This window comes from Rhodococcus sp. OK519 (assembly GCF_003051005.1).
In the GTDB taxonomy this organism is placed as follows: Bacteria; Actinomycetota; Actinomycetes; order Mycobacteriales; family Mycobacteriaceae; genus Prescottella.
The window spans coordinates 74,813-92,927 of the sequence record NZ_QAOW01000005.1 but is presented as its reverse complement, the minus strand read 5'-3'; the positions used below and the strand labels follow the sequence as shown (position 1 = coordinate 92,927).

Annotated in this window: 17 protein-coding genes; 9 read left to right on the top strand and 8 right to left on the bottom strand. The window is 68.2% G+C overall.

Annotated features, from left to right (window positions below; translation table 11 throughout):
- The first annotated feature begins 40 nt into the window (after positions 1-40).
- From C8K36_RS14890 to C8K36_RS14875, 4 genes are read left to right on the top strand one after another with little or no spacing between them, the layout of a single operon-like run.
- Positions 41-1,102, top strand: coding sequence for a 2-aminoethylphosphonate ABC transporter substrate-binding protein (locus C8K36_RS14890; protein ID WP_107985293.1), 1,062 nt, complete (start codon positions 41-43; stop codon positions 1,100-1,102).
- Position 1,103: 1 nt separating this feature from the next.
- Entirely contained in the window at positions 1,104-2,297 is a 1,194-nt protein-coding gene (locus C8K36_RS14885) for an ABC transporter ATP-binding protein (RefSeq protein ID WP_107985292.1), read from the top strand.
- The gene (locus tag C8K36_RS14880) at positions 2,294-3,199 is read left to right on the top strand and encodes a 2-aminoethylphosphonate ABC transporter permease subunit (protein ID WP_107985291.1); all 906 of its coding nucleotides are present in this window, start codon (positions 2,294-2,296) and stop codon (positions 3,197-3,199) included. Before C8K36_RS14885 ends, C8K36_RS14880 begins: the two co-directional genes overlap by 4 nt.
- Positions 3,174-3,971: an ABC transporter permease gene (locus C8K36_RS14875; RefSeq protein ID WP_107985290.1), complete on the top strand. Its 798-nt coding sequence runs from the start codon at positions 3,174-3,176 to the stop codon at positions 3,969-3,971. Before C8K36_RS14880 ends, C8K36_RS14875 begins: the two co-directional genes overlap by 26 nt.
- A 145-nt stretch (positions 3,972-4,116) precedes the next feature.
- Here C8K36_RS14875 and C8K36_RS14870 read toward each other — a convergent pair whose 3' ends face one another.
- Positions 4,117-5,739, bottom strand: coding sequence for an AMP-binding protein (locus C8K36_RS14870; RefSeq protein ID WP_107985513.1), 1,623 nt, complete (start codon positions 5,737-5,739; stop codon positions 4,117-4,119).
- Positions 5,740-5,842: 103 nt separating this feature from the next.
- Here C8K36_RS14870 and C8K36_RS14865 point away from each other — a divergent pair, with 103 nt between their 5' ends.
- On the top strand, positions 5,843-6,709 hold the full coding sequence (locus C8K36_RS14865) for a LuxR C-terminal-related transcriptional regulator (protein ID WP_107985289.1): 867 nt from the start codon (positions 5,843-5,845) through the stop codon (positions 6,707-6,709).
- A gap of 29 nt (positions 6,710-6,738) precedes the next feature.
- Here C8K36_RS14865 and C8K36_RS14860 read toward each other — a convergent pair whose 3' ends face one another.
- On the bottom strand, positions 6,739-7,182 hold the full coding sequence (locus tag C8K36_RS14860) for a CD225/dispanin family protein (protein WP_107985288.1): 444 nt from the start codon (positions 7,180-7,182) through the stop codon (positions 6,739-6,741).
- 80 nt (positions 7,183-7,262) lie between these two features.
- Here C8K36_RS14860 and C8K36_RS14855 point away from each other — a divergent pair, with 80 nt between their 5' ends.
- Positions 7,263-8,063 carry a nuclear transport factor 2 family protein gene (locus C8K36_RS14855; protein WP_107985287.1) on the top strand — a complete coding sequence of 267 codons (801 nt, stop codon included), beginning with the start codon at positions 7,263-7,265 and terminating at the stop codon, positions 8,061-8,063.
- Positions 8,064-8,725: 662 nt separating this feature from the next.
- Complete coding sequence (locus C8K36_RS14850; RefSeq protein WP_107985286.1) at positions 8,726-9,505, top strand: prepilin peptidase; 780 nt, start codon at positions 8,726-8,728, stop codon at positions 9,503-9,505.
- Between the two features lie 12 nt (positions 9,506-9,517).
- Here C8K36_RS14850 and C8K36_RS14845 read toward each other — a convergent pair whose 3' ends face one another.
- The 4 genes from C8K36_RS14845 to dxr all read right to left on the bottom strand — a co-directional run bounded on the left by C8K36_RS14845 (position 9,518) and on the right by dxr (position 14,083).
- Positions 9,518-10,354 carry a GNAT family N-acetyltransferase gene (locus C8K36_RS14845; RefSeq protein ID WP_107985285.1) on the bottom strand — a complete coding sequence of 279 codons (837 nt, stop codon included), beginning with the start codon at positions 10,352-10,354 and terminating at the stop codon, positions 9,518-9,520.
- Positions 10,355-10,470: 116 nt separating this feature from the next.
- Entirely contained in the window at positions 10,471-11,625 is a 1,155-nt protein-coding gene (ispG, locus tag C8K36_RS14840) for a flavodoxin-dependent (E)-4-hydroxy-3-methylbut-2-enyl-diphosphate synthase (protein WP_107985284.1), read from the bottom strand.
- Positions 11,626-11,686: 61 nt separating this feature from the next.
- Complete coding sequence (locus tag C8K36_RS14835; RefSeq protein ID WP_107985283.1) at positions 11,687-12,919, bottom strand: M50 family metallopeptidase; 1,233 nt, start codon at positions 12,917-12,919, stop codon at positions 11,687-11,689.
- Between the two features lie 6 nt (positions 12,920-12,925).
- Positions 12,926-14,083 (bottom strand): 1-deoxy-D-xylulose-5-phosphate reductoisomerase, encoded by a 1,158-nt coding sequence (dxr, locus tag C8K36_RS14830; protein WP_107985282.1) that lies wholly within the window; start codon positions 14,081-14,083, stop codon positions 12,926-12,928.
- 160 nt (positions 14,084-14,243) lie between these two features.
- On the opposite strand from dxr, the gene C8K36_RS14825 reads away from it, so the two are divergent.
- Positions 14,244-14,513, top strand: a complete 270-nt coding sequence (locus C8K36_RS14825) for a DUF2631 domain-containing protein (RefSeq protein ID WP_107985281.1) — start codon at positions 14,244-14,246, stop codon at positions 14,511-14,513.
- 95 nt (positions 14,514-14,608) lie between these two features.
- Here the strand turns inward: C8K36_RS14825 and C8K36_RS14820 are convergent, their stop codons facing one another.
- Together C8K36_RS14820 and rlmN are read right to left on the bottom strand one after the other, a co-directional pair.
- Positions 14,609-16,315: an alkaline phosphatase D family protein gene (locus tag C8K36_RS14820; RefSeq protein WP_107985280.1), complete on the bottom strand. Its 1,707-nt coding sequence runs from the start codon at positions 16,313-16,315 to the stop codon at positions 14,609-14,611.
- A gap of 143 nt (positions 16,316-16,458) precedes the next feature.
- Entirely contained in the window at positions 16,459-17,571 is a 1,113-nt protein-coding gene (rlmN, locus tag C8K36_RS14815) for a 23S rRNA (adenine(2503)-C(2))-methyltransferase RlmN (protein WP_107985279.1), read from the bottom strand.
- A gap of 80 nt (positions 17,572-17,651) precedes the next feature.
- On the opposite strand from rlmN, the gene C8K36_RS14810 reads away from it, so the two are divergent.
- The gene (locus C8K36_RS14810) at positions 17,652-18,062 is read left to right on the top strand and encodes a LapA family protein (RefSeq protein ID WP_107985278.1); all 411 of its coding nucleotides are present in this window, start codon (positions 17,652-17,654) and stop codon (positions 18,060-18,062) included.
- Positions 18,063-18,115 lie beyond the last annotated feature (53 nt).

Here is an 18,115-nt window from a genome sequence, read left to right as displayed (position 1 = left end):
CGTCACCGTTCGAATCCCTCACCTAGACAGGAATTCCCGAATGAGCAGGAACACCAAGCTTTTCCGCGCCGGTATCGCCGCGGTCGCCATGACCACCGCGGCCCTCACCCTCACCGCGTGCGGCGGCACCGGATCGGCGGCGGGCACCCGCGGCGAGACCGTGACCGTCTACAGCGCCGACGGCCTCGCGCGCTGGTACAAGACGCAGTTCGCCGCCTTCACCGAGGAGACCGGCATCGCCGTCAACCTCGTCGAGGCCGGCTCCGGCGAGGTCGTCTCCCGCGTCGACAAGGAGCAGTCCAACCCGCAGGCCGACGTCGTCGTGACGCTGCCGCCGTTCATCCAGAAGGCCGACGCCCAGGGCCTGCTGCAGCCCAGCGGCATCGACACCTCCGCGGTCCCCGCCGACGTCCAGGACCCGGCCGGCAAGTACGTGCCCGTCGTCGACAACTACCTGTCGTTCATCGCAAACCCCGGCGCGAACCCGGCCCCGAAGACCTGGGACGACCTGCTCACCGACCAGTTCCAGGGCAAGCTGCAGTACTCCACCCCCGGCCAGGCCGGTGACGGCACCGCCGTCCTGCTGCTGCTCCAGCACCTGATGGGTAAGCAAGGCGCGCTCGACTACCTCGCGAAGCTGCATGCCAACAACGTCGGGCCGTCGTCGTCCACCGGCAAGCTGCAGCCCAAGGTCAGCAACGGCGAACTCCTCGTCGCCAACGGTGACGTCCAGATGAACCTCGCGTCCATCAAGGACGACGGCTCCAAGTTCGGCATCTTCTTCCCCGCCTCCGCGGGCGGCAAGCGCACCACCGTCGCCCTGCCGTATGTGATGGGCCTGGCGAAGGGCGCCCCGCACTCGGACGAGGCCAAGAAGCTCATGGAGTACCTGCTGTCGGAGAAGGCGCAGAAGACCGTCGCCACCGACGCGCTCGGCGTCTCGGTCCGCACCGACGTCCGTCAGGCCGCGGGCGCTTCGACCGACCCGTCGACGCCCACCGGCCTGGTGAACGGTGTCGAGGTGTGGACCCCGAACTGGAACGACGTTCTCGCTTCCCTCGACGCCGACGTCGCCGCCTACCAGAAGGCAACCGGTAACTGACATGCCGCGATTCGAGCCCGGGCGGTCCCTCCGCACCACCGTCGGCAAGGTCCGCGACACCAACTCGCGGAACGCCGACACCTCCCTTCCGGCCATCACCTTCGACCGGGTCAACGTCTCCTACGGGCGGGGAAACGGGGCCACCCGGGCCCTGATCGACTTCAATCTGCGCGTCGCCCGCGGCGAGACCGTCGCCCTGCTCGGCCCCAGCGGCTCCGGCAAGTCCACCGCACTCAAGGCCCTGGCTGGATTCACCCGTCCCGCGTCGGGCACGGTCCGTCTCGGCGCCGAGGACGTCACCGACCTGCCGCCCGCCAAGCGCGGCATCGGCGTCGTCGTGCAGTCGTACGCGCTGTTCCCGCACATGCGGGTGGCCGAGAACGTCGCGTTCGGGCTTCGTGCGCAGCGGGTTTCGCGCGCCGAGGTCGCGGGGCGGGTGTCCGACGCCCTCGCGATGGTCGGGATGTCGGCGTACGGCAAGCGTTTTCCGCGTGAGCTGTCGGGCGGACAGCAGCAACGCATCGCCATCGCGCGGGCACTGGCGATCCGGCCCAGGGTGCTCCTGCTCGACGAACCCCTCGCGGCGCTCGACGCCCAACTGCGCCAGAGCATGCTGAGCGAACTGCAGGAACTGCGCGCCGCTCTGCCGGACACCGCGATGCTCTACGTCACGCACGACCAGTCCGAGGCCCTCGCGCTCGCGGACCGGATCGCCGTCATGCGTGACGCGCGACTCGTGGACGTCGATACCACCGAGAACCTGTGGAAGCGGCCGCCCAGCAGCTTCACCGCGGCGTTTCTCGGTGGCGCGAACCTGTTGCCGTGCACGGTGACCCGCGTGATCGGGACGTCGGCGCTGGTATCCGTCGGCGGCACCCCCGTCACCGCGCACGCCCCGCAGCCCGAGATCGGGCGCACCGAATGGGAGTCCGACGCCGGAGCCCTGCTGTGCCTGCGGCCCCACGCGATCACGCTCACCTCCCCCGCCGAGCGTGGCGCACTGCCGGCCCGCATCGTCGCCAGCGTGTGGCGAGGGGCGTCCACCCGGGTGACCATCGCGTTGCCGAGCCTGCCCGAGACGCCGATCGACGTCGACGTGCCGGGCCATGACGAGCGCCCGGTCGGGACCGAGGTCGGCATGCGGTTCCCCGAGCGCGGCGCCGTCCTGGTGCCGGTTCCGAGTGCCGCGTCATGACCGCCGTCCTCGATCCTCCCGTCCTCGACGGACCCCCGGTTCGCGGCGCGCCGTCCCGGTGGAGGTCCGGACTGTGGGTGCTGCCGCCGCTGCTGCTGGTCGTCGGGTCCGCGGTGTACCCCATGGCCCGGGTGCTGGCCGAGTCCACCGTCACCGACACCGGCCGCGGCTGGTCCACGTGGACCGAGGTCCTCGGCTCGGCGTCGTTCCGGAACGCCCTGTGGCGCACCGTCGAAGTGGCGGTCGCGTCCACCATGGGCTGCCTCGTGCTCGGTACCTTCCTGGCGCTGGTACTCGCGTTCGTGCCGTTCCCGGGCTCGAAGGTGGTGGGCCGACTGATCGACACGATCCTGTCGCTGCCGTCGTTTCTGGTGACGCTCGCGTTCACGTTCCTCTACGGCACGGCGGGCGCGGTGAACGCGCTCATCATGCGGATCACCGGCGCCGAGCAGGGGCCGCTGAACTTCCTGAACACCCCGCTCGGTGTGATCGCCGCCGAGATCACGTTCTTCACCCCGTTCGTCGTGCGGCCACTGCTGGCCGCGTTCTCCCAGATCCCCCGCGATCAACTCGACGTCGCGGCGAGCCTCGGTGCGTCGCCGCTGCGGGTGCTGCGCCAGGTGGTGCTGCCCGAGGCGTGGCCCGCGATGATGGCGGGCGGATCGCTGGTACTGCTGTTGACGCTCAACGAGTTCGGCATCGTGCTGTTCACCGGCGCGAAGGACGTCATGACCCTGCCGGTGCTGATCTACACGCACGGCATCGTCACGTTCGACCTGCCCGGCGCCGCGGTGATCGCGACCGTCCAGGTGGCCCTGTCGCTCGCGCTGTACGGCGGGTACCGATTCCTGTTCGCCCGACTGATGGGAGGCAGCCGTGCTGCTGTGGACCCGACGCGCTAGGTACCTCACACTCGCGTTCTTCGCGGCGGTGGTGACGATCGTGTTCGTCGCACCGATCGCAACGGTGATCGCGGCTGCCCTCGCCGGTGCGTGGAACGGGCCTCTGCCGTCGGACCTGGGGACGAAGAACCTGTCGGCTGCGTTGTCCGACGAGAACCAGGCCAGCATGGTCGTCAGCCTGCAGACCGCCATCATCGCCGGCGGTCTCGCGCTCATCGTCGGCACCTGGGCGGCGCTGGCCGCCCGGGAGGCCCCGACGTGGCTGCGCAAGGTGACCGATGCGGTGTTCCACCTGCCGGTGGCGCTGCCGTCGGTGGCGATCGGTCTGGGCCTGCTCATTGCGTTCAACGAACGACCGCTGCTACTCGGCGGCACCAAGTGGATCGTGATCCTCGCGCACGCAGTCCTGGTGCTGGCCTTCGCATTCAGTTCCGTCTCGGCCGCTTTGGACCGCCTCGACCCCGCCTACCGGCAGGCCGCCGAATCCCTGGGCGCCGGGCCGGCTCGGGTGCTGTTCCGAATCACGCTTCCGCTGCTGGTCCCGGCTCTCGGCGCGGCCGCCGGCCTGTCCGTCGCGCTGTCGATGGGCGAACTGGGTGCGACGATCATGGTGTACCCGGCAACGTGGAAGACGTTGCCGGTGGCCATCTTCGGGCTCACCGACCGCGGTCAGGTGTTCCAGGCCGCCGCGAATACCACCCTGCTCTTGCTCGTCACCCTCGTCGCTCTCCTCGCCCTCGGACGCATCCGCGGCCGCGGCGCAGCCCGCTGAGCCCGATCCTGGACTGAGCGCCCGCCCCCTCCCGCACCCCCACCTCCACCTCCACCCCCGCGTTTTGCGCACTTATCGCGGAATTTCGGCCTCGAAAACCGCGACAAGTGCGCAAAACGCGAGGGGGAAGGGGCACGGATTTCGGTCAGGAGCCCTGACGCAGGATGTAGCGCTGGACCTTGCCGCTCGGGGTCTTGGGCAACTGCGGCACGAAGTGCACGGTCCGCGGGTAGGCGTGGGCGGCGAACTTCCGCTTCACCAACTGCTGCAGTTCCTTCTCGAGCGCGTCGGTGGCCTCGACGCCCGGTCGCAGCACGACGAATGCCTCGAGCACCTCGCCGCGCAACTGGTCGGGCATACCGACGACGGCGGACTCGACGACATCGTCGTGCATCACGAGCACGCTCTCGACGTCGAACGGGCCGATGCGGTAGCCCGCCATGATGATCACGTCGTCGTCGCGGGAGGAGAAGAAGAACCTGCCCTCCTCGTCCACCTGGCCGGCGTCCCCCGTGATGTACCAGCGGCCGTCGTCGGTGAAACGGGCCGCGGTCTTCTCGGGCGCGTCGCTGTAGCCGGTGAACCACATGAGCGGGCTCGCGGTCGTGTCGATCACGACCCGGCCGGGGGTCTTCGGCGGTGCGATCTCGTCGGAGTCGTCGGACAGGACGGCGCAGGTCCACCCGGGCAGCGGACGCCCCATCGAGCCGGCAACGACGTCCTCGCGCAGCCCGTCGGCCCACGCGTTGATGATGAACATGCCGTGCTCGGTCTGCCCGTACTGATCGCGCACCGTCACGCCCAGCTCGGCTTCCGACCACGCGATGACATCGGGCGTCAGCGGCTCACCGGCCGACGACGCACGCCGCAGCTTCACCGACTCCGGCACCGGGGTCTCGTCGGCGCGCAGACTCCGGTAGACGGTGGGTGCGGCGGCAAAGTTGGTGACGCCGAAGCGCTCCATCACCTGCCATGTGAGCGGTGCGGAGAACCCGGCGTGCAGCAGGATGCTGCGGATGCCCGACGCCATGGGCCCGAGCAGCGCGTAGTACAGCCCGTACGCCCACCCCGGGTCGGCGGCGTTCCAGAAGACGTCGTCCTCGCGGACGTCGAGTCCCCACTCGATGTACGAGCGGAAGGCGGCGAGGGCGCGGATCGGCACCGGGACACCCTTCGGGGAGCCGGTGGTGCCGCTGGTGAACAAACGAACGATCGGGGCGTTTCCGCCGAGCGCCACGGCCGCACCGCGCGGGTCGTCGGCCGAATGCTGCGCGACGAGATCGGCGAACCGCAGTGCGCCCACACCCTCGCCCACCACGACGACCTGCCACGACGAGTTCGACGGCATGTCGTCGCCCGGGGCGAGCTTGTCGAGCTGGTTCGCGTCGGAGATCACGACCTTCGCACCGCTGGCCTCGAGCCGGAACGCGATCGCCGGCGGCGCGAACGCGGTGAACAGCGGGACGTGGACGGCGCCGCGGCGCCAGATACCCAGCAGCGCGACGACGAGGTCCGCCGACTTGCCCATCAGCGTCGCCACACAGTCGCCCGGCTCGACGCCCAGGTCGGCGAGGGCGGCCGCGAAGCGGGTGGACTGCTCACGCAGCCAGCCGTACGTGAGATCCGTCGACGACAGGTCGGATTCGACGACGGTGAACGCCACGGCATCTGCCGGGTGCCGGTCGCACAGCAGCTCCGCCGCACAGGCCTGCGGGGTGTCGTACTGCGCCAAGAGTTCGCGCACACGGGTGGTGGTGTCGACGGTCATCGTCACTCCTCGTCGTCGGGGCCCGATTCACCGCCGGGCCGTCGTCCTACCTATGCTGCAAGTCACAGCCTCGAACCACTACCCCCGGAAAGGGGTGAAGAGGATGCCGACCGACAGCACGGCCCTGCTTCGACCACGCGACCGCGACGCGCTGCGCACTGAGCTGCGCAAAGTTGCGGCCAGCGGCATCGTGCCCGTCGTGTTCGGCGGCGAGGTCGACGACCGGACGCTGCGACTGGGCGAGTTCGTCGGCACCCACACCGACGGCCTGCGCGGCCTCGCGGTGCCGGAAAGCTCGGGGCTGGGCGGCCGAGTGGTGGAGCGGAAGAATCCCGTCTCGGTCGACGACTACGGCCGCGACAACAGCATCACCCATCACTATGACCGCCCGGTTCTGGCCGAGGGCCTCCGGTCGGTGCTGGCTGTCCCGGTCGTCGTGCGGGGACGGTCACGCGCGGTGCTGTACGCGGCGATCCGCGAACAGTCGCCGGTCGGCGAACGCCTGACCGACGTCATGATGCACGCCGGACGCAAGCTCGCGAACGAGATCGCGATCCGCGACGAGGTGGATCGGCGCGTCCAACTCCTCGACGCCGCGACCGCCGAGCAGTCCGCGCATTCGGGGGCGGACACCGAGGAGATCCGCGACGTCCACGCCGAGCTGCGCAGCATCGCGCAGACCGTCGGCGATCCTTCACTCCAGGAACAGTTGCGGGCGCTGTCCGCGAGACTGGCCGGCATCGGGAGCGGGCGCGTCGAAACCGCCGCACCCTCCGTGATCCTGTCGCCGCGCGAGGTCGACGTCCTCAGTCACGCGGCACTCGGTTGCTCGAATGCCGCTATCGCCGAACGGCTTTCCGTCAAGCCCGAGACGGTGAAGAGTTACCTGCGCAGCGCCATGAGCAAGCTCGACGCGCACTCGCGCAGGGAGGCCGTCGTGTCGGCGCGGCGGATGGGTCTGCTGCCGTAGGAGGTGGCAGATTCTCGATAGGCCCCCAACTACCAATCGAAACTGCCGAAGTCGCCTCCACCGAAGTCGCCTCCACCGAAGTCACCTCCACTGGAGAAGCCGCCATCGAAATCGCAATAGCCGGCACCGGTGAACGACGGCGAGGCTCCGTGGTCGCGGTGCCCGTCGATCCACACGGCCGAAACCACGACGTACACCGCCACCAGCACCACCGCGATCGACCCGCCGATCCACAGCGACACCTGCCCCAGCCACCGAACGCGCTTCGACGCGTTCCGGGCGCCGTCGTGGTCACCCTCGGACCACATCGGGTGCACGTTGAATGCGTGAGTGAAGGCCGCGAACGACAACGGCCAGAAGAAGAGTAGTGCCGCGACGGCCCATCCAGCGTTGACGGGAGGGCGCTGCTCCACGGAGGCGCGCTTGTCGTCTTCGGAACCACCGACCTCCGCCGAACTGGACATATCAGTCATTCATGCAGCCTAACGGCGGGGTGGCCCCGACATCGCCGGAACCTGGAACACGTTCCACCTCCTGTGCCATACTCGCGGCCATGTCAGCGACACCGATCGAGGCGACCACGATCACCCGCACCACCACCACGCAGGAGTTGCTCAATCTGGCTCGCCAGTCCCCCGCCGCCGTCGCAGTGCACGACAAAAATGCCTGGTTGGGACTGTTTGCGGACCGGCACGTGGTCGAGGATCCCGTCGGCGGCCGACCCGTACTCGGTGGCCTGTACGACCGGCGCAGTCACGTGCGTGGCCGCGACGCGCTCGCCCGATTCTGGGACACGTTCATCGCCCCGAACGACATCCGCTTCCATGTCGAGAACGATGACATCGTCAGCGGCCTCGACGTGATCCGCGACGTGACGATCGAGACCCGACTGGGCGGCGGCGTGGTAGCCAAGGCTCCCATGCACCTGTTGTACGAGACGACCCTCGACGAAGGCGCGCCCCGCATCCGGCGCATCGCCGCGCACTGGGAAGTGGCGCCGATGTTCGCTCAGGTCGCAGGCGTGGACCGCGCGAAACTCGCTGTCGCAGCAGGCATGAGCGCGCGCATGCTCCGCCTGCAGGGCCTCGGCGGCTCGCTCGCGTTCGGACTCGCCGTCCGCAGCGTCGGCGAGCGCGGCAAACGATCTGTTCGACGCCTCGTCGCCGACGCCAAGCGCGGGGACAGCAGGGCAGTCGAACTGCTCGGTGGCCGGGTGGTCGAGAACGTCACCAAGCTCATCGCCGCCGGTGATGCAGTCACCGCAACCTGCACCGTCGCCGGCGAGCACGCGGTGCTGTTCTGCTATCTGAACCGCAAGACGATGCAGGTGACGCGGGCAGTCGTGTACGGGTAGCACCCACACCGGGGGTGAGCGTGAGCGCCACCACGAATCGCTCATGCTCACCCCCCGGCGAGGTGCCCGATCCCGAAGATTCACGGCCGCGGTGCAATACCGAGATTTCCGAACGTTGCTGCGGGGCAGCGGCTTACCCGCCTTGACCGACTGCCGCCGGGGACGCCGTCACCCGCACCCAGCATGCAGACAGGTCGCCTCGACGATCCGCCCGCAGAAGAATAGCCACTAGATCCGCGTCGACCACTCACCCGGCACGGCAGCACGGTAGCGCGCAAGAGTCAGGCGCCGCGGGTTCCTTGGAGCCCAGACAGGCGTACCGCTTCACGCAGAAAGGGTTCATGAGAGCTCCTGATTTGGTAGGGGAGAGGATCTCAGATCGAACAGTCCAACTGTGAGGCGGATCACTTATTCAGGTAATCTGATCGGAAACTTTAGGGCCCAAACCGAGAACTGGACACCCTTCCAGGTAACGTTTCAATCACGATCGACATTTCGATAGCGCCTCGCCTGGGTGCACCTCCAGCAAGCCCCGCCACGAGATCGTCTCCACCCCAATGGAGTTTGATGCGACCCGACGCACCGCCACCGCCCCTCTATCGGCAGCACACAGCCGGAGTCACCGAAGCGCAACGCAAACTGACAGTCATAGGTGACCAAAGGTGATCTTCGCGACGAGCGGCGTCGCCGCGATCCTCGGCATCCTCGCCGGCACCTTCGCGAACAGGGCGATCGACCGGGTCCGGTTCGAGACGGCACAGGGAGCGGACGAGCCTTCCGAAGAAGTACGCGGCTACTCCCCCGCGCCGGCGACATCCGCGCGCATTGCGGTGCTGGACACGCTCATCAGGCCCCGCGACACCAGCGCCCGCCACGTGCTCGTCGAACTGTCCACGGCACTGCTGTTCGTCGCTGTGACGCTGCGCCTCGCCGCCCTCGATCTGCTCCCGGCGGCGCCGGCGTACCTCTACTTCGCTGCCCTCGGAGTCGCCCTCACCGTTATCGACATCGACTGCAAACGACTGCCGAACTTCCTCGTCGTGCCGGCATACCCGATCTTGTTCGTTTGTCTCACAGCCGCTTCCGTGATCCTGAACGACTGGCCCGCGCTGCTTCGAGCAGCGATCGGGGCCATCGTTCTCTTCGGGTTCTACTTGGTGCTCGCCCTGATCTATCCGGCCGGCATGGGGTTCGGCGACGTCAAGCTGGCGGGCGTGATCGGCGCCGTCCTGGCGTTCATCTCCTACGGCACGCTGCTCGTCGGGGCATTCCTGGCGTTCCTGCTGGCGGCAGTCGTCGGCGTGATCCTCCTGGCTGGCCGGCGGAGCCGGATCGGCACGACAATTCCGTTCGGGCCGTACATGATTGCGGCAGCCATCGTTGCGATCCTGGCAGCGGATCCCCTCGCCCGCGCCTACCTGCGATGGTCGGGCGCGGCCTGACCTCGCCGCTGTTCAGTCGAGCAGCACCGTCGCGAACGTCGCGACCTGAGTGAAGCCGACGTTCGCATACGTGCGGCGGGCACGCTCGTTGAAGCTGTTGACGTACAGACTCGGCACCCGCCCCAGTGCCGCCACTGCCGCCGCGACCGCCGCCGTACCCGAGGCCCCGAGGCCCTCGCCTCGGCGTTCCGGATTCACCCACACGCCTTGGATCTGGCCCACGGCGGCGGACATCGATCCCACCTCCGCCTTGAAGACCACTTCGCCGTTCTCGAACCGCGCCCATGCCCGGCCCGATGCGATCAGGTTCGCAACGCGACGCCGGTAATTGCGGCCGCCGTCGTTGGCCCGGGGGTCCATGCCGACTTCCTCGATGAACATCGCGACCGCCGCAGGCAGATACGCCTCGATCTCGTCCATGCGCACCTGCCGCACCCGCGGATCTGGTTTCACGGCCGGGTCGCCCCGCAGGGCGAGCAGTGGCTGCTCCGAACGTATCTCACGACCCGGGCCCCACTCCGACTCGAGCATCTCCCACAGCGGAAGTGCCAGCGAGTCCCGGCCGACAATCGACGAACACATCCGCGGGAACCTGGTGGCCCGGTCCGCGAAGGACCTCAGGTCGTCGGTGCCCCCGAGTAGCGGCACCAGGTTGGCACCGGCGAAGCAAAGCGACTCCGTCGGCCCACCTCGGCTCCACATCTCGCCCTGGAGGGCTCGCGGATCGAGTCCGGACTGTTGGACGCGGGCCGCGACCATGCAGGCGGCGACAGGATCGGCTTCGAGCACACGCAGCACCTGGGAGGTGTCCCGACCACCCAGTTGCCGCGCTCCGAGGAGCTTGAGCACTGACGCACCCCCTTGTGCCGTGGGACCGCTCGGCATGATGACTGTCAGCGTCGAGCTGCCAGCGCCGGATCTGGTAACCACATTGCCATGAACCTGCGCGGGGGTGGGAGGATTTCTCAGCTCACGGTGACGACTGGCGCACCGCTCGCCTCCCCGCCTTCCATCTCGTCAGCGATACGCATCGCTTCCTCGATCAGCGTCTCGACGATCTGCGCCTCGGGAACGGTCTTGATGACCTTGCCCTTCACGAAGATCTGCCCCTTGCCGTTGCCCGACGCGACGCCCAGATCGGCTTCGCGGGCCTCGCCCGGTCCGTTGACGACGCAACCCATGACGGCGACGCGCAGCGGGATCTCCATGCCCTCGAGTCCGGCGCTCACCTCGTCGGCGAGGGTGTAGACGTCCACCTGCGCGCGTCCGCACGACGGGCACGAGACGATCTCGAGCTTGCGGGGGCGCAGGTTCAGCGACTGCAGAATCTGCGTGCCGACCTTGATCTCCTCGGTGGGCGGGGCCGACAGCGATACGCGGATGGTGTCGCCGATGCCCTCGGACAGCAGTGCACCGAACGCGACCGCGGACTTGATGGTCCCCTGGAACGCCGGGCCCGCCTCGGTCACACCGAGGTGCAGCGGGTAGTCGCACTGCGACGCAAGCTGCCGGTAGGCCTCTACCATGATCACCGGATCGTTGTGCTTGACCGAGATCTTGATGTCGCCGAAACCATGCTCCTCGAACAGCCCGGCCTCCCACAGCGCCGATTCGACGAGCGCCTCGGGCGTGGCTTTGCCGTACTTCTGCATCAGCCGCGGATCGAGCGATCCGGCGTTGACGCCGATGCGGATCGGGATGCCCGCGTCGCCGGCCGCCTTCGCGACTTCCTTGACGCGGCCGTCGAACTCCTTGATGTTGCCGGGGTTCACGCGCACCGCGGCACACCCGGCATCGATCGCCGCGAAGATGTACCGCGGCTGGAAGTGGATGTCGGCGATCACGGGGATCTGGCTCTTCTTCGCGATCGTCGCGAGCGCGTCGGCGTCCTCCTGACGCGGGCACGCGACGCGGACGATGTCGCAACCCGACGCGGTCAGCTCCGCGATCTGCTGCAACGTCGCGTTGATGTCGTGGGTCTTGGTCGTGCACATCGACTGCACGGACACCGGGTAATCGCTGCCGACGCCGACGTTGCCGACCATCAGCTGACGGGTCTTACGACGCGGTGCGAGGACCGCAGGTACATCGGGCATGCCCAAACCGACGGGGCTGGTCACGTTTCGCCTTCTTTCGTTGGTACGGGGCAAGTCTATCGTTCGCGCACGTCGGGACGCGGCGTCACGGGAACAGCTTGATCGGGTTGACGATGTCGGCAGTCAGCGTCAGCAGCATGTACGCGCCGCCGATCACCACCACGACGTAGGTGATGGGCATCAGCTTCATGTAGTCGACCGGGCCACCGGCTGCCAGGCCGCGCATCCGTCGAATCGAGTTCCGGATCTTCTCGTAGATCGTGACCGCAATGTGCCCGCCGTCGAGCGGCAGGAGCGGCAGCAGGTTGAAGACACCCAGGAAGAAGTTCAGGCTCGCGAGCAGGCCCACGAACACCTCCCACAACCCCTGCTCGGCGACCTGGCCGCCGATGACAGAGGCACCGACGACGCTGATCGGGGTGTCGAGATCGCGCTCACCACCGGTGACCGCAGTCCACAGGTCGGCGACCTTCGACGGCAGCTGCGTCAGCGCGTGCACGGTCTGCCCGAACAGGTGACCGGTGTACTCGACGGACGCCGGCAGGGCGCCCAGTACCGAATACTTCACGATCCCCGGTGCGGCCTGGATGCCGACCGCTCCGACCTCGCGGAGGATCGGCGGCTTCGGGTCGGCGTCGGTCGATTCAGGGTTGTTGACGTAGCGCTCTGCCTGCTCGATCTGCACCGGAAGCACCAGTGTCTGACCGTCCCGATCGACGGTGAACTCGGCCGTCCCCGAGAGCGGTTGGGTCGCCTTCACGACGTCGCTGAACGTCGACGTCTCCTGGCCGTTGACTGCCGTGATCACGTCGCCGGCACGGATACCGGCCGCAGCAGCGGGGCCGTCCCCCGTGCATTCGGAGAGCGCGTAACCGCCGTCTGCACCTGCCTGCGTCGCCGACACACACGCGGTCTTCTCCACCACGGCGCTCGTGTCGGATTTCGGCAGTCCCCAGCCGACCGCGAGCACGACGATCAGCACGAAGCCGAGGACGAAGTTCATCGCGATGCCACCGGACATCACGACGATCCGCTTCCACGCCTTCTGCTTGTACATGGCGCGGTCGACCTCGTCGGGTGCGAGTTCGTCGACGGCCGTCATACCGGCGATGTCGCAGAAGCCGCCCGCCGGGATGGCCTTGAGTCCGTACTCGGTCTCACCGCGGCGGAACGAGAAGATCTTGGGGCCGAAGCCGATGTAGTACCGGCGGACCTTCATCCCGAGGGCCTTGGCGGTCCACATGTGCCCGGCCTCGTGCAGCGCGATGGAGGCACCGATCCCGAGGGCGAAGAGCACTACTCCGATAGCGAAGACCATGCGGTTCTAGCCCTCCTGTTTCACGAACTCGCGTGCGCGAGCACGGGCCCACCCGTCGGCGGCCAACACGTCGTCCACCGTAGCGGGAGGTGCGGCCCACTCTCCGCCTGCCGCGAGAACACGCTCGACGGTCCGCACGATCTCCGGAAAACGGAGTGAAGAGCTCAGGAACGCCTCCGCCGCGACCTCGTTGGCGGCGTTGTAGACCGCCGTCATGCAGCCACCGGCCTTGCCTGCCTGCCGAGCCAGGTCGATCGCCGGGAACACCACGGAGTCCACCGGTTCGAACGTCCACGTCGACGCGGTCGAGAAGTCACACGGGGCAGCCGCACCCGGAACCCGTGCCGGCCAGCCGAGCGCGAGTGCGATCGGCAGCTTCATGTCCGGCGGGCTGGCCTGCGCGAGCGTCGAACCGTCGGTGAACGTCACCATCGAGTGCACGACCGACTGCGGGTGCACCGTGACGTCGATGCGGTCGTAGTCGATCCCGAACAGCAGGTGTGTCTCGATCAGCTCGAGCCCCTTGTTCACGAGCGACGCGGAGTTGAGCGTGTTCATCGGACCCATCGACCACGTGGGATGGGCGCCGGCCTGCTCCGGCGTGACGTCCTCGAGCGCCGCGGCCGTCCATCCTCGGAACGGGCCACCCGACGCCGTCAGAACCAGTCGGTCCACCTCGTCGGCGCGGCCGCCGCGCAGACACTGGGCGAGCGCGGAGTGCTCGGAGTCGACGGGCACGATCTGGCCGGGCGCCGCGGCCGCAGTCACGAGCGGACCGCCCGCGACGAGCGATTCCTTGTTCGCGAGGGCCAGGCGCGCACCGGACTCCAGCGCCGCCAGCGTCGGCTCCAGCCCCAACGACCCGACAAGGGCGTTGAGGACGACGTCCGCCTCTGTTGCCCGCACGAGTTCGGTGACGGCGTCGGGGCCCGACAGCACGCCGGGCACGTCCAAGCGAGCTGCCGCGACCGGGTCGGCCACCGCAACACTGGTCACGCCCGTTTCCGCGATCTGGCGGGCGAGCAAGTCGATGTTCCCGCCCCCAGCCGCGAGCCCCACCACCTCGAACTTGTCGGGGTTGGCGGCGATGACCTCGAGGGCCTGGGTGCCGATGGAACCGGTGCTGCCCAGCAGCAGAACGCGAGTCGGTTGGGTGTCAGCCACGGATCCATTGTTCCTGACCGAAGCTGAGAGAATCACACAGGATTGGCCTTCGCGTCGTCACCTCGGATCGCGACACCCCCGGACCCAGGTTCGTACGACGCACGGTCGTATGCCACGATAAGCGGGAAAAGCGCTTTCGTAACATCAGGAGGATCGAGCCGTGGCCGGTACCCAGTTGGACCCCACTTCCAACGACCCCGTAGTCGCAGCGCACGTCGACACCGCCGAGGTCCCCTCGGCCGCATGGGGCTGGAGTGGCGAAGCTCCGCGACTGTTCCGTTTCGCCGGCTGGTTCTTTGCCGCGTTCCTGCTGCTGATGATGATCGGCAACCACCATGGCAAGGTCGAGGACCTGTTCCTCGTCGGCTTCGCCGGCGCGATCGTGTTCATCCTGGTTCGCGACATCATCCTGCGTCGCAAACCGCGGTAGTCGACACCGCACAGACTTACCGCGAAGGCCCCGCACCTGCAGGTGCGGGGCCTTCGTCGTAGCTGGGACAGGCGTCTCCCGGGTTCGGGCGTCGGTCAGGCCGGTTCGATGACGGCCTGGCCGGCGGGTGTCCGAAACGATTTCGACGTCGTCACATCCGGGTTCGGGTTCAGCTTGTCGACCGCACGGAAGCGGAACCGCGCCTCACCAGCCTCCACGTCGAGCAACCCGTAGCCGTGGCTGACCATGTCGACGTGCTTGACATGCGGGTTGTGCTCGCGACGGTTGATCTCCTCGGCCCGCGCGGCATCGACAGGATCGCCTCCGCTGCTGCCGAGGTTGTAGCCGCCGTCCCCGGTGTTCGTGGACGTGACCGACGGAACCACGAACTCGACACCCGCCCGCCGGGTGCCCGGCGTATTCACCTGCTCACCGCTCGATGTGCCCGGCGCGAACCCGGTGTCCCACAGCTCACCCGCCCACCCGTCGTGGTCGTCCCCGGTCACGAGCACCATGTTCTCGACCGACTGGGCCGCGGTGGAGAGGATCTCGGCCCGCTCGGCGCCGTATCCGTCCCACGTGTCCATGTAGGCCCGGGTGCCGTTGTCCGCCACCACCATGCCCATCATCATGTTTGCGTTGGCCACCACCTTCCACGTCGCGTCCGAGTGGGTCAGCCCGTCGAGCAGCCAATCCTTCTGCGACGCACCGAGCATGGTGCGGCCCGGAGCATCGGCCTCCGCGCACACGATGTGGTCGAGCGAGTCGCCGCACGCCTGACGGTCGCGGTACTGCCGGGTGTCCGGCGCGAACAACTCCACCGTCCGACCCACCCGCAGGGACCGATAGGTGCGCAACGGGTCGTCGGCGAACCGGGGCACCGGCATGTGTTCGAACCACGCCTGCCACGCCCATTGCTTCTTCTGCTGGAACCCGATCGCACCATCGATCGGCGAGATGACCGGGAACGTCCAGCCGTCCTTGCTGTAGTTGTTGCGGAACTCGTGGTCATCCCAGATCGGCAGGAAGGCGTGCCGACTGTGCATCATCCGTAGGTCGGCGTCCGACCGGTACCTGCGAAACTTGTCCCGCATGCTGTCGAGTCCCTGCGGGAACACGTTGGCATCGATTCCCCGAACCCCGGGCATGGTGAATTCGTAGACGTAGTCACCGAGGCACACGACGAAGTCCAGGTCTTCCTCGGCAAGATGACGGTGGGCTCCGTAGTAGCCTTCCTCGAAGCCCTGGCAGGTGAACCAGCCGATGCGGACCGGTTCGTCGGAATCCGCAGGCCGCAGCGTCCGGAACCGGCCGATCGGCGACTCTCCCCCGGCGCCACGAAACTGGTAGTAGTAGGTCTCACCGGGCACGAGGCCCGTCGCATCGAAATGCACTGTGCCGTCGGCATCCTCGCGGACCTGGACCCGCTCGGCCAGCACCGGCGCGGACAGGTCCTCGCGCGTCGACACGATCAGCGCCAGTTCCCCGGCAGCAGTACCGCCGCTGCCCAGCGCGCCGGAGCCGAGACTGCCTGTGCCCGAACCCGTACCGACGGAACCGAGGCTACCGCCCCCGCCGGCCGAACCGATCCGCGTCCACAGCGTCGCGCCGTCGGTGCGTGGCACTCCGGCCATGACGCCGTTCGCGAACTCCGGGTTCCGGATCAGCCCCGGCCCGACATCTGGCGCCTGGCGCAGGACCGGAGCCGCGAAGGCCGTGACCGGAAACGCGGCCGCGGCGCCGACCATCGACAGTCCGGTGAGAAAGCTACGGCGAGAGACGTTTCGGATCGGGAACGACATGGGCCACCTCGGGTTCGCGCGGACACGGGTGGCGCTGACCCTAGTTCGCCCGTTTGCGCACGTGTAGGTTTTGCGCAACTCGGGTGAACTGAGAGCGTCCGCTCAGCGAACTCGACCCGACCCGACCCGGGCGGCCCCGAGGATCAGGAACCCTCCGCCGCCAACTGGCCGCAGGCGGCGGCGATCTCCTGACCGCGAGTGTCGCGGACGGTACACGAGACGCCCTGCGCCTGGACCCGCCGCACGAACTCGCGCTCGACCGGCTTGGGGCTGGCGTCCCACTCGCTGCCCGGTGTCGGGTTGAGCGGGATGAGGTTGACGTGGACGAGCGGCCCGAGCGCCTTGTGCAGCTTCTTGCCGAGCAGGTCGGCACGCCACGGCTGATCGTTGACGTCCCGGATCAGCGCGTACTCGATCGACACGCGCCGACCGGACTTGTCGGCGTAGTAACGGGCCGCGTCCAGCACCTCGGCTACCGGCCACCGGTTGTTGACCGGGACGAGAGTGTCGCGCAGTTCGTCGTCGGGCGTGTGCAGCGAGACCGCCAGGCGCACCGACATCTCCTCGTCCGCGAGCTTGCGGATCGCAGGCGCCAGTCCGACGGTCGAGACCGTCACCGCGCGCTGCGAGATGCCCAGGCCGTTCGGTGCGGGCGACGTGATCCGACGGACTGCCGCGACGACGCGCTTGTAGTTCGCGAGCGGCTCCCCCATGCCCATGAAGACGATGTTCGACAGCCGCCCCGGACCGCCCTCGACGTCGCCGTCGCGCAGCGCCGCGGCGGCCGCGCGCACCTGGTCGACGATCTCGGCGGTGGACAGGTTCCGCTGCAGACCGCCCTGGCCGGTGGCGCAGAACGGGCAGGCCATGCCGCAGCCGGCCTGGCTGGAGATACACAGCGTCGCCCGGTCCGGGTACCGCATCAGCACACTCTCGAGCAGGGTGCCGTCGTTGGCCTTCCACAGAGTCTTGCGGGTCAGCCCGGCATCACACGCGACATTCTTGACCGCGGTCAAGAGCGGCGGGAACAGCGCGGCACCCACCTTCTCGCGCATGTCGGCAGGCAGATCGGTCATCTTGTCCGGATCTGCCTCGAGCCGGCCGTAGTACTGCCGCGCCAGTTGATCGGCCCGGAAACCGGGCAGACCCAGTTCCTTCACGGCCTCCTTGCGCTCGTCGGCGTCGAGGTCGGCGAGATGACGCGGCGGCATTCCGCGGCGCGGCGCATTGAAGACGAGAGGAAGGGAGACAGTCATAGTGCCTGCCATTCTCCCACTGCTCGACCGAGCTGTCCGATGCGCGTGCGGAACACCACACAGTGGGTGATGATCGACACATGTCCGAGAATCGACGAGAGGACCCCGAGGACGCCCAGGCGACCCCGGTGGAGCCGCCCCTTGACGCGACGGCCCCCCACGGGCGACACGAAGAGTCGGGCGCGTTGACGTCACACGATGCGCACAAGCTCGGCCGCACCCGCGCGGCATCGACGTGGACCGGGTTGGTCATCGGGATCGTGGTCGCGATCCTGCTGCTGATCTTCATTCTGCAGAACCTGGACTCCGTCACGTTCGAGCTGTTCGCGTGGGAGTTCAGTCTCCCCGCAGGCATCAGCCTCCTCCTGGCGGCGATCGCGGGCGCCCTCATCATGGCGCTGGCCGGTGGAGTCCGGATCATCCAGATCCGCCGTGTCGCGAAACGGGCAGCATCGGGGAATCCGCCGCCCGACGCCAACCCGGCGGGGTAGCTGACCGCGCAGCAGCACGGCACGATGGAGGAACCGCAGGAGTCCGGTCAGTA

Coding starts and splice junctions, on each gene's coding strand:
- C8K36_RS14890 (WP_107985293.1), top strand. CDS start 41: ATGAGCAGGAACACCAAGCTTTTCCGCGCCGGTATCGCCGCGGTCGCC.
- C8K36_RS14885 (WP_107985292.1), top strand. CDS start 1,104: ATGCCGCGATTCGAGCCCGGGCGGTCCCTCCGCACCACCGTCGGCAAG.
- C8K36_RS14880 (WP_107985291.1), top strand. CDS start 2,294: ATGACCGCCGTCCTCGATCCTCCCGTCCTCGACGGACCCCCGGTTCGC.
- C8K36_RS14870 (WP_107985513.1), bottom strand. CDS start 5,739: ATGACCGTCGACACCACCACCCGTGTGCGCGAACTCTTGGCGCAGTAC.
- C8K36_RS14865 (WP_107985289.1), top strand. CDS start 5,843: ATGCCGACCGACAGCACGGCCCTGCTTCGACCACGCGACCGCGACGCG.
- C8K36_RS14860 (WP_107985288.1), bottom strand. CDS start 7,182: ATGACTGATATGTCCAGTTCGGCGGAGGTCGGTGGTTCCGAAGACGAC.
- C8K36_RS14855 (WP_107985287.1), top strand. CDS start 7,263: ATGTCAGCGACACCGATCGAGGCGACCACGATCACCCGCACCACCACC.
- C8K36_RS14835 (WP_107985283.1), bottom strand. CDS start 12,919: ATGGTCTTCGCTATCGGAGTAGTGCTCTTCGCCCTCGGGATCGGTGCC.
- C8K36_RS14820 (WP_107985280.1), bottom strand. CDS start 16,315: ATGTCGTTCCCGATCCGAAACGTCTCTCGCCGTAGCTTTCTCACCGGA.
- rlmN (WP_107985279.1), bottom strand. CDS start 17,571: ATGACTGTCTCCCTTCCTCTCGTCTTCAATGCGCCGCGCCGCGGAATG.
- C8K36_RS14810 (WP_107985278.1), top strand. CDS start 17,652: ATGTCCGAGAATCGACGAGAGGACCCCGAGGACGCCCAGGCGACCCCG.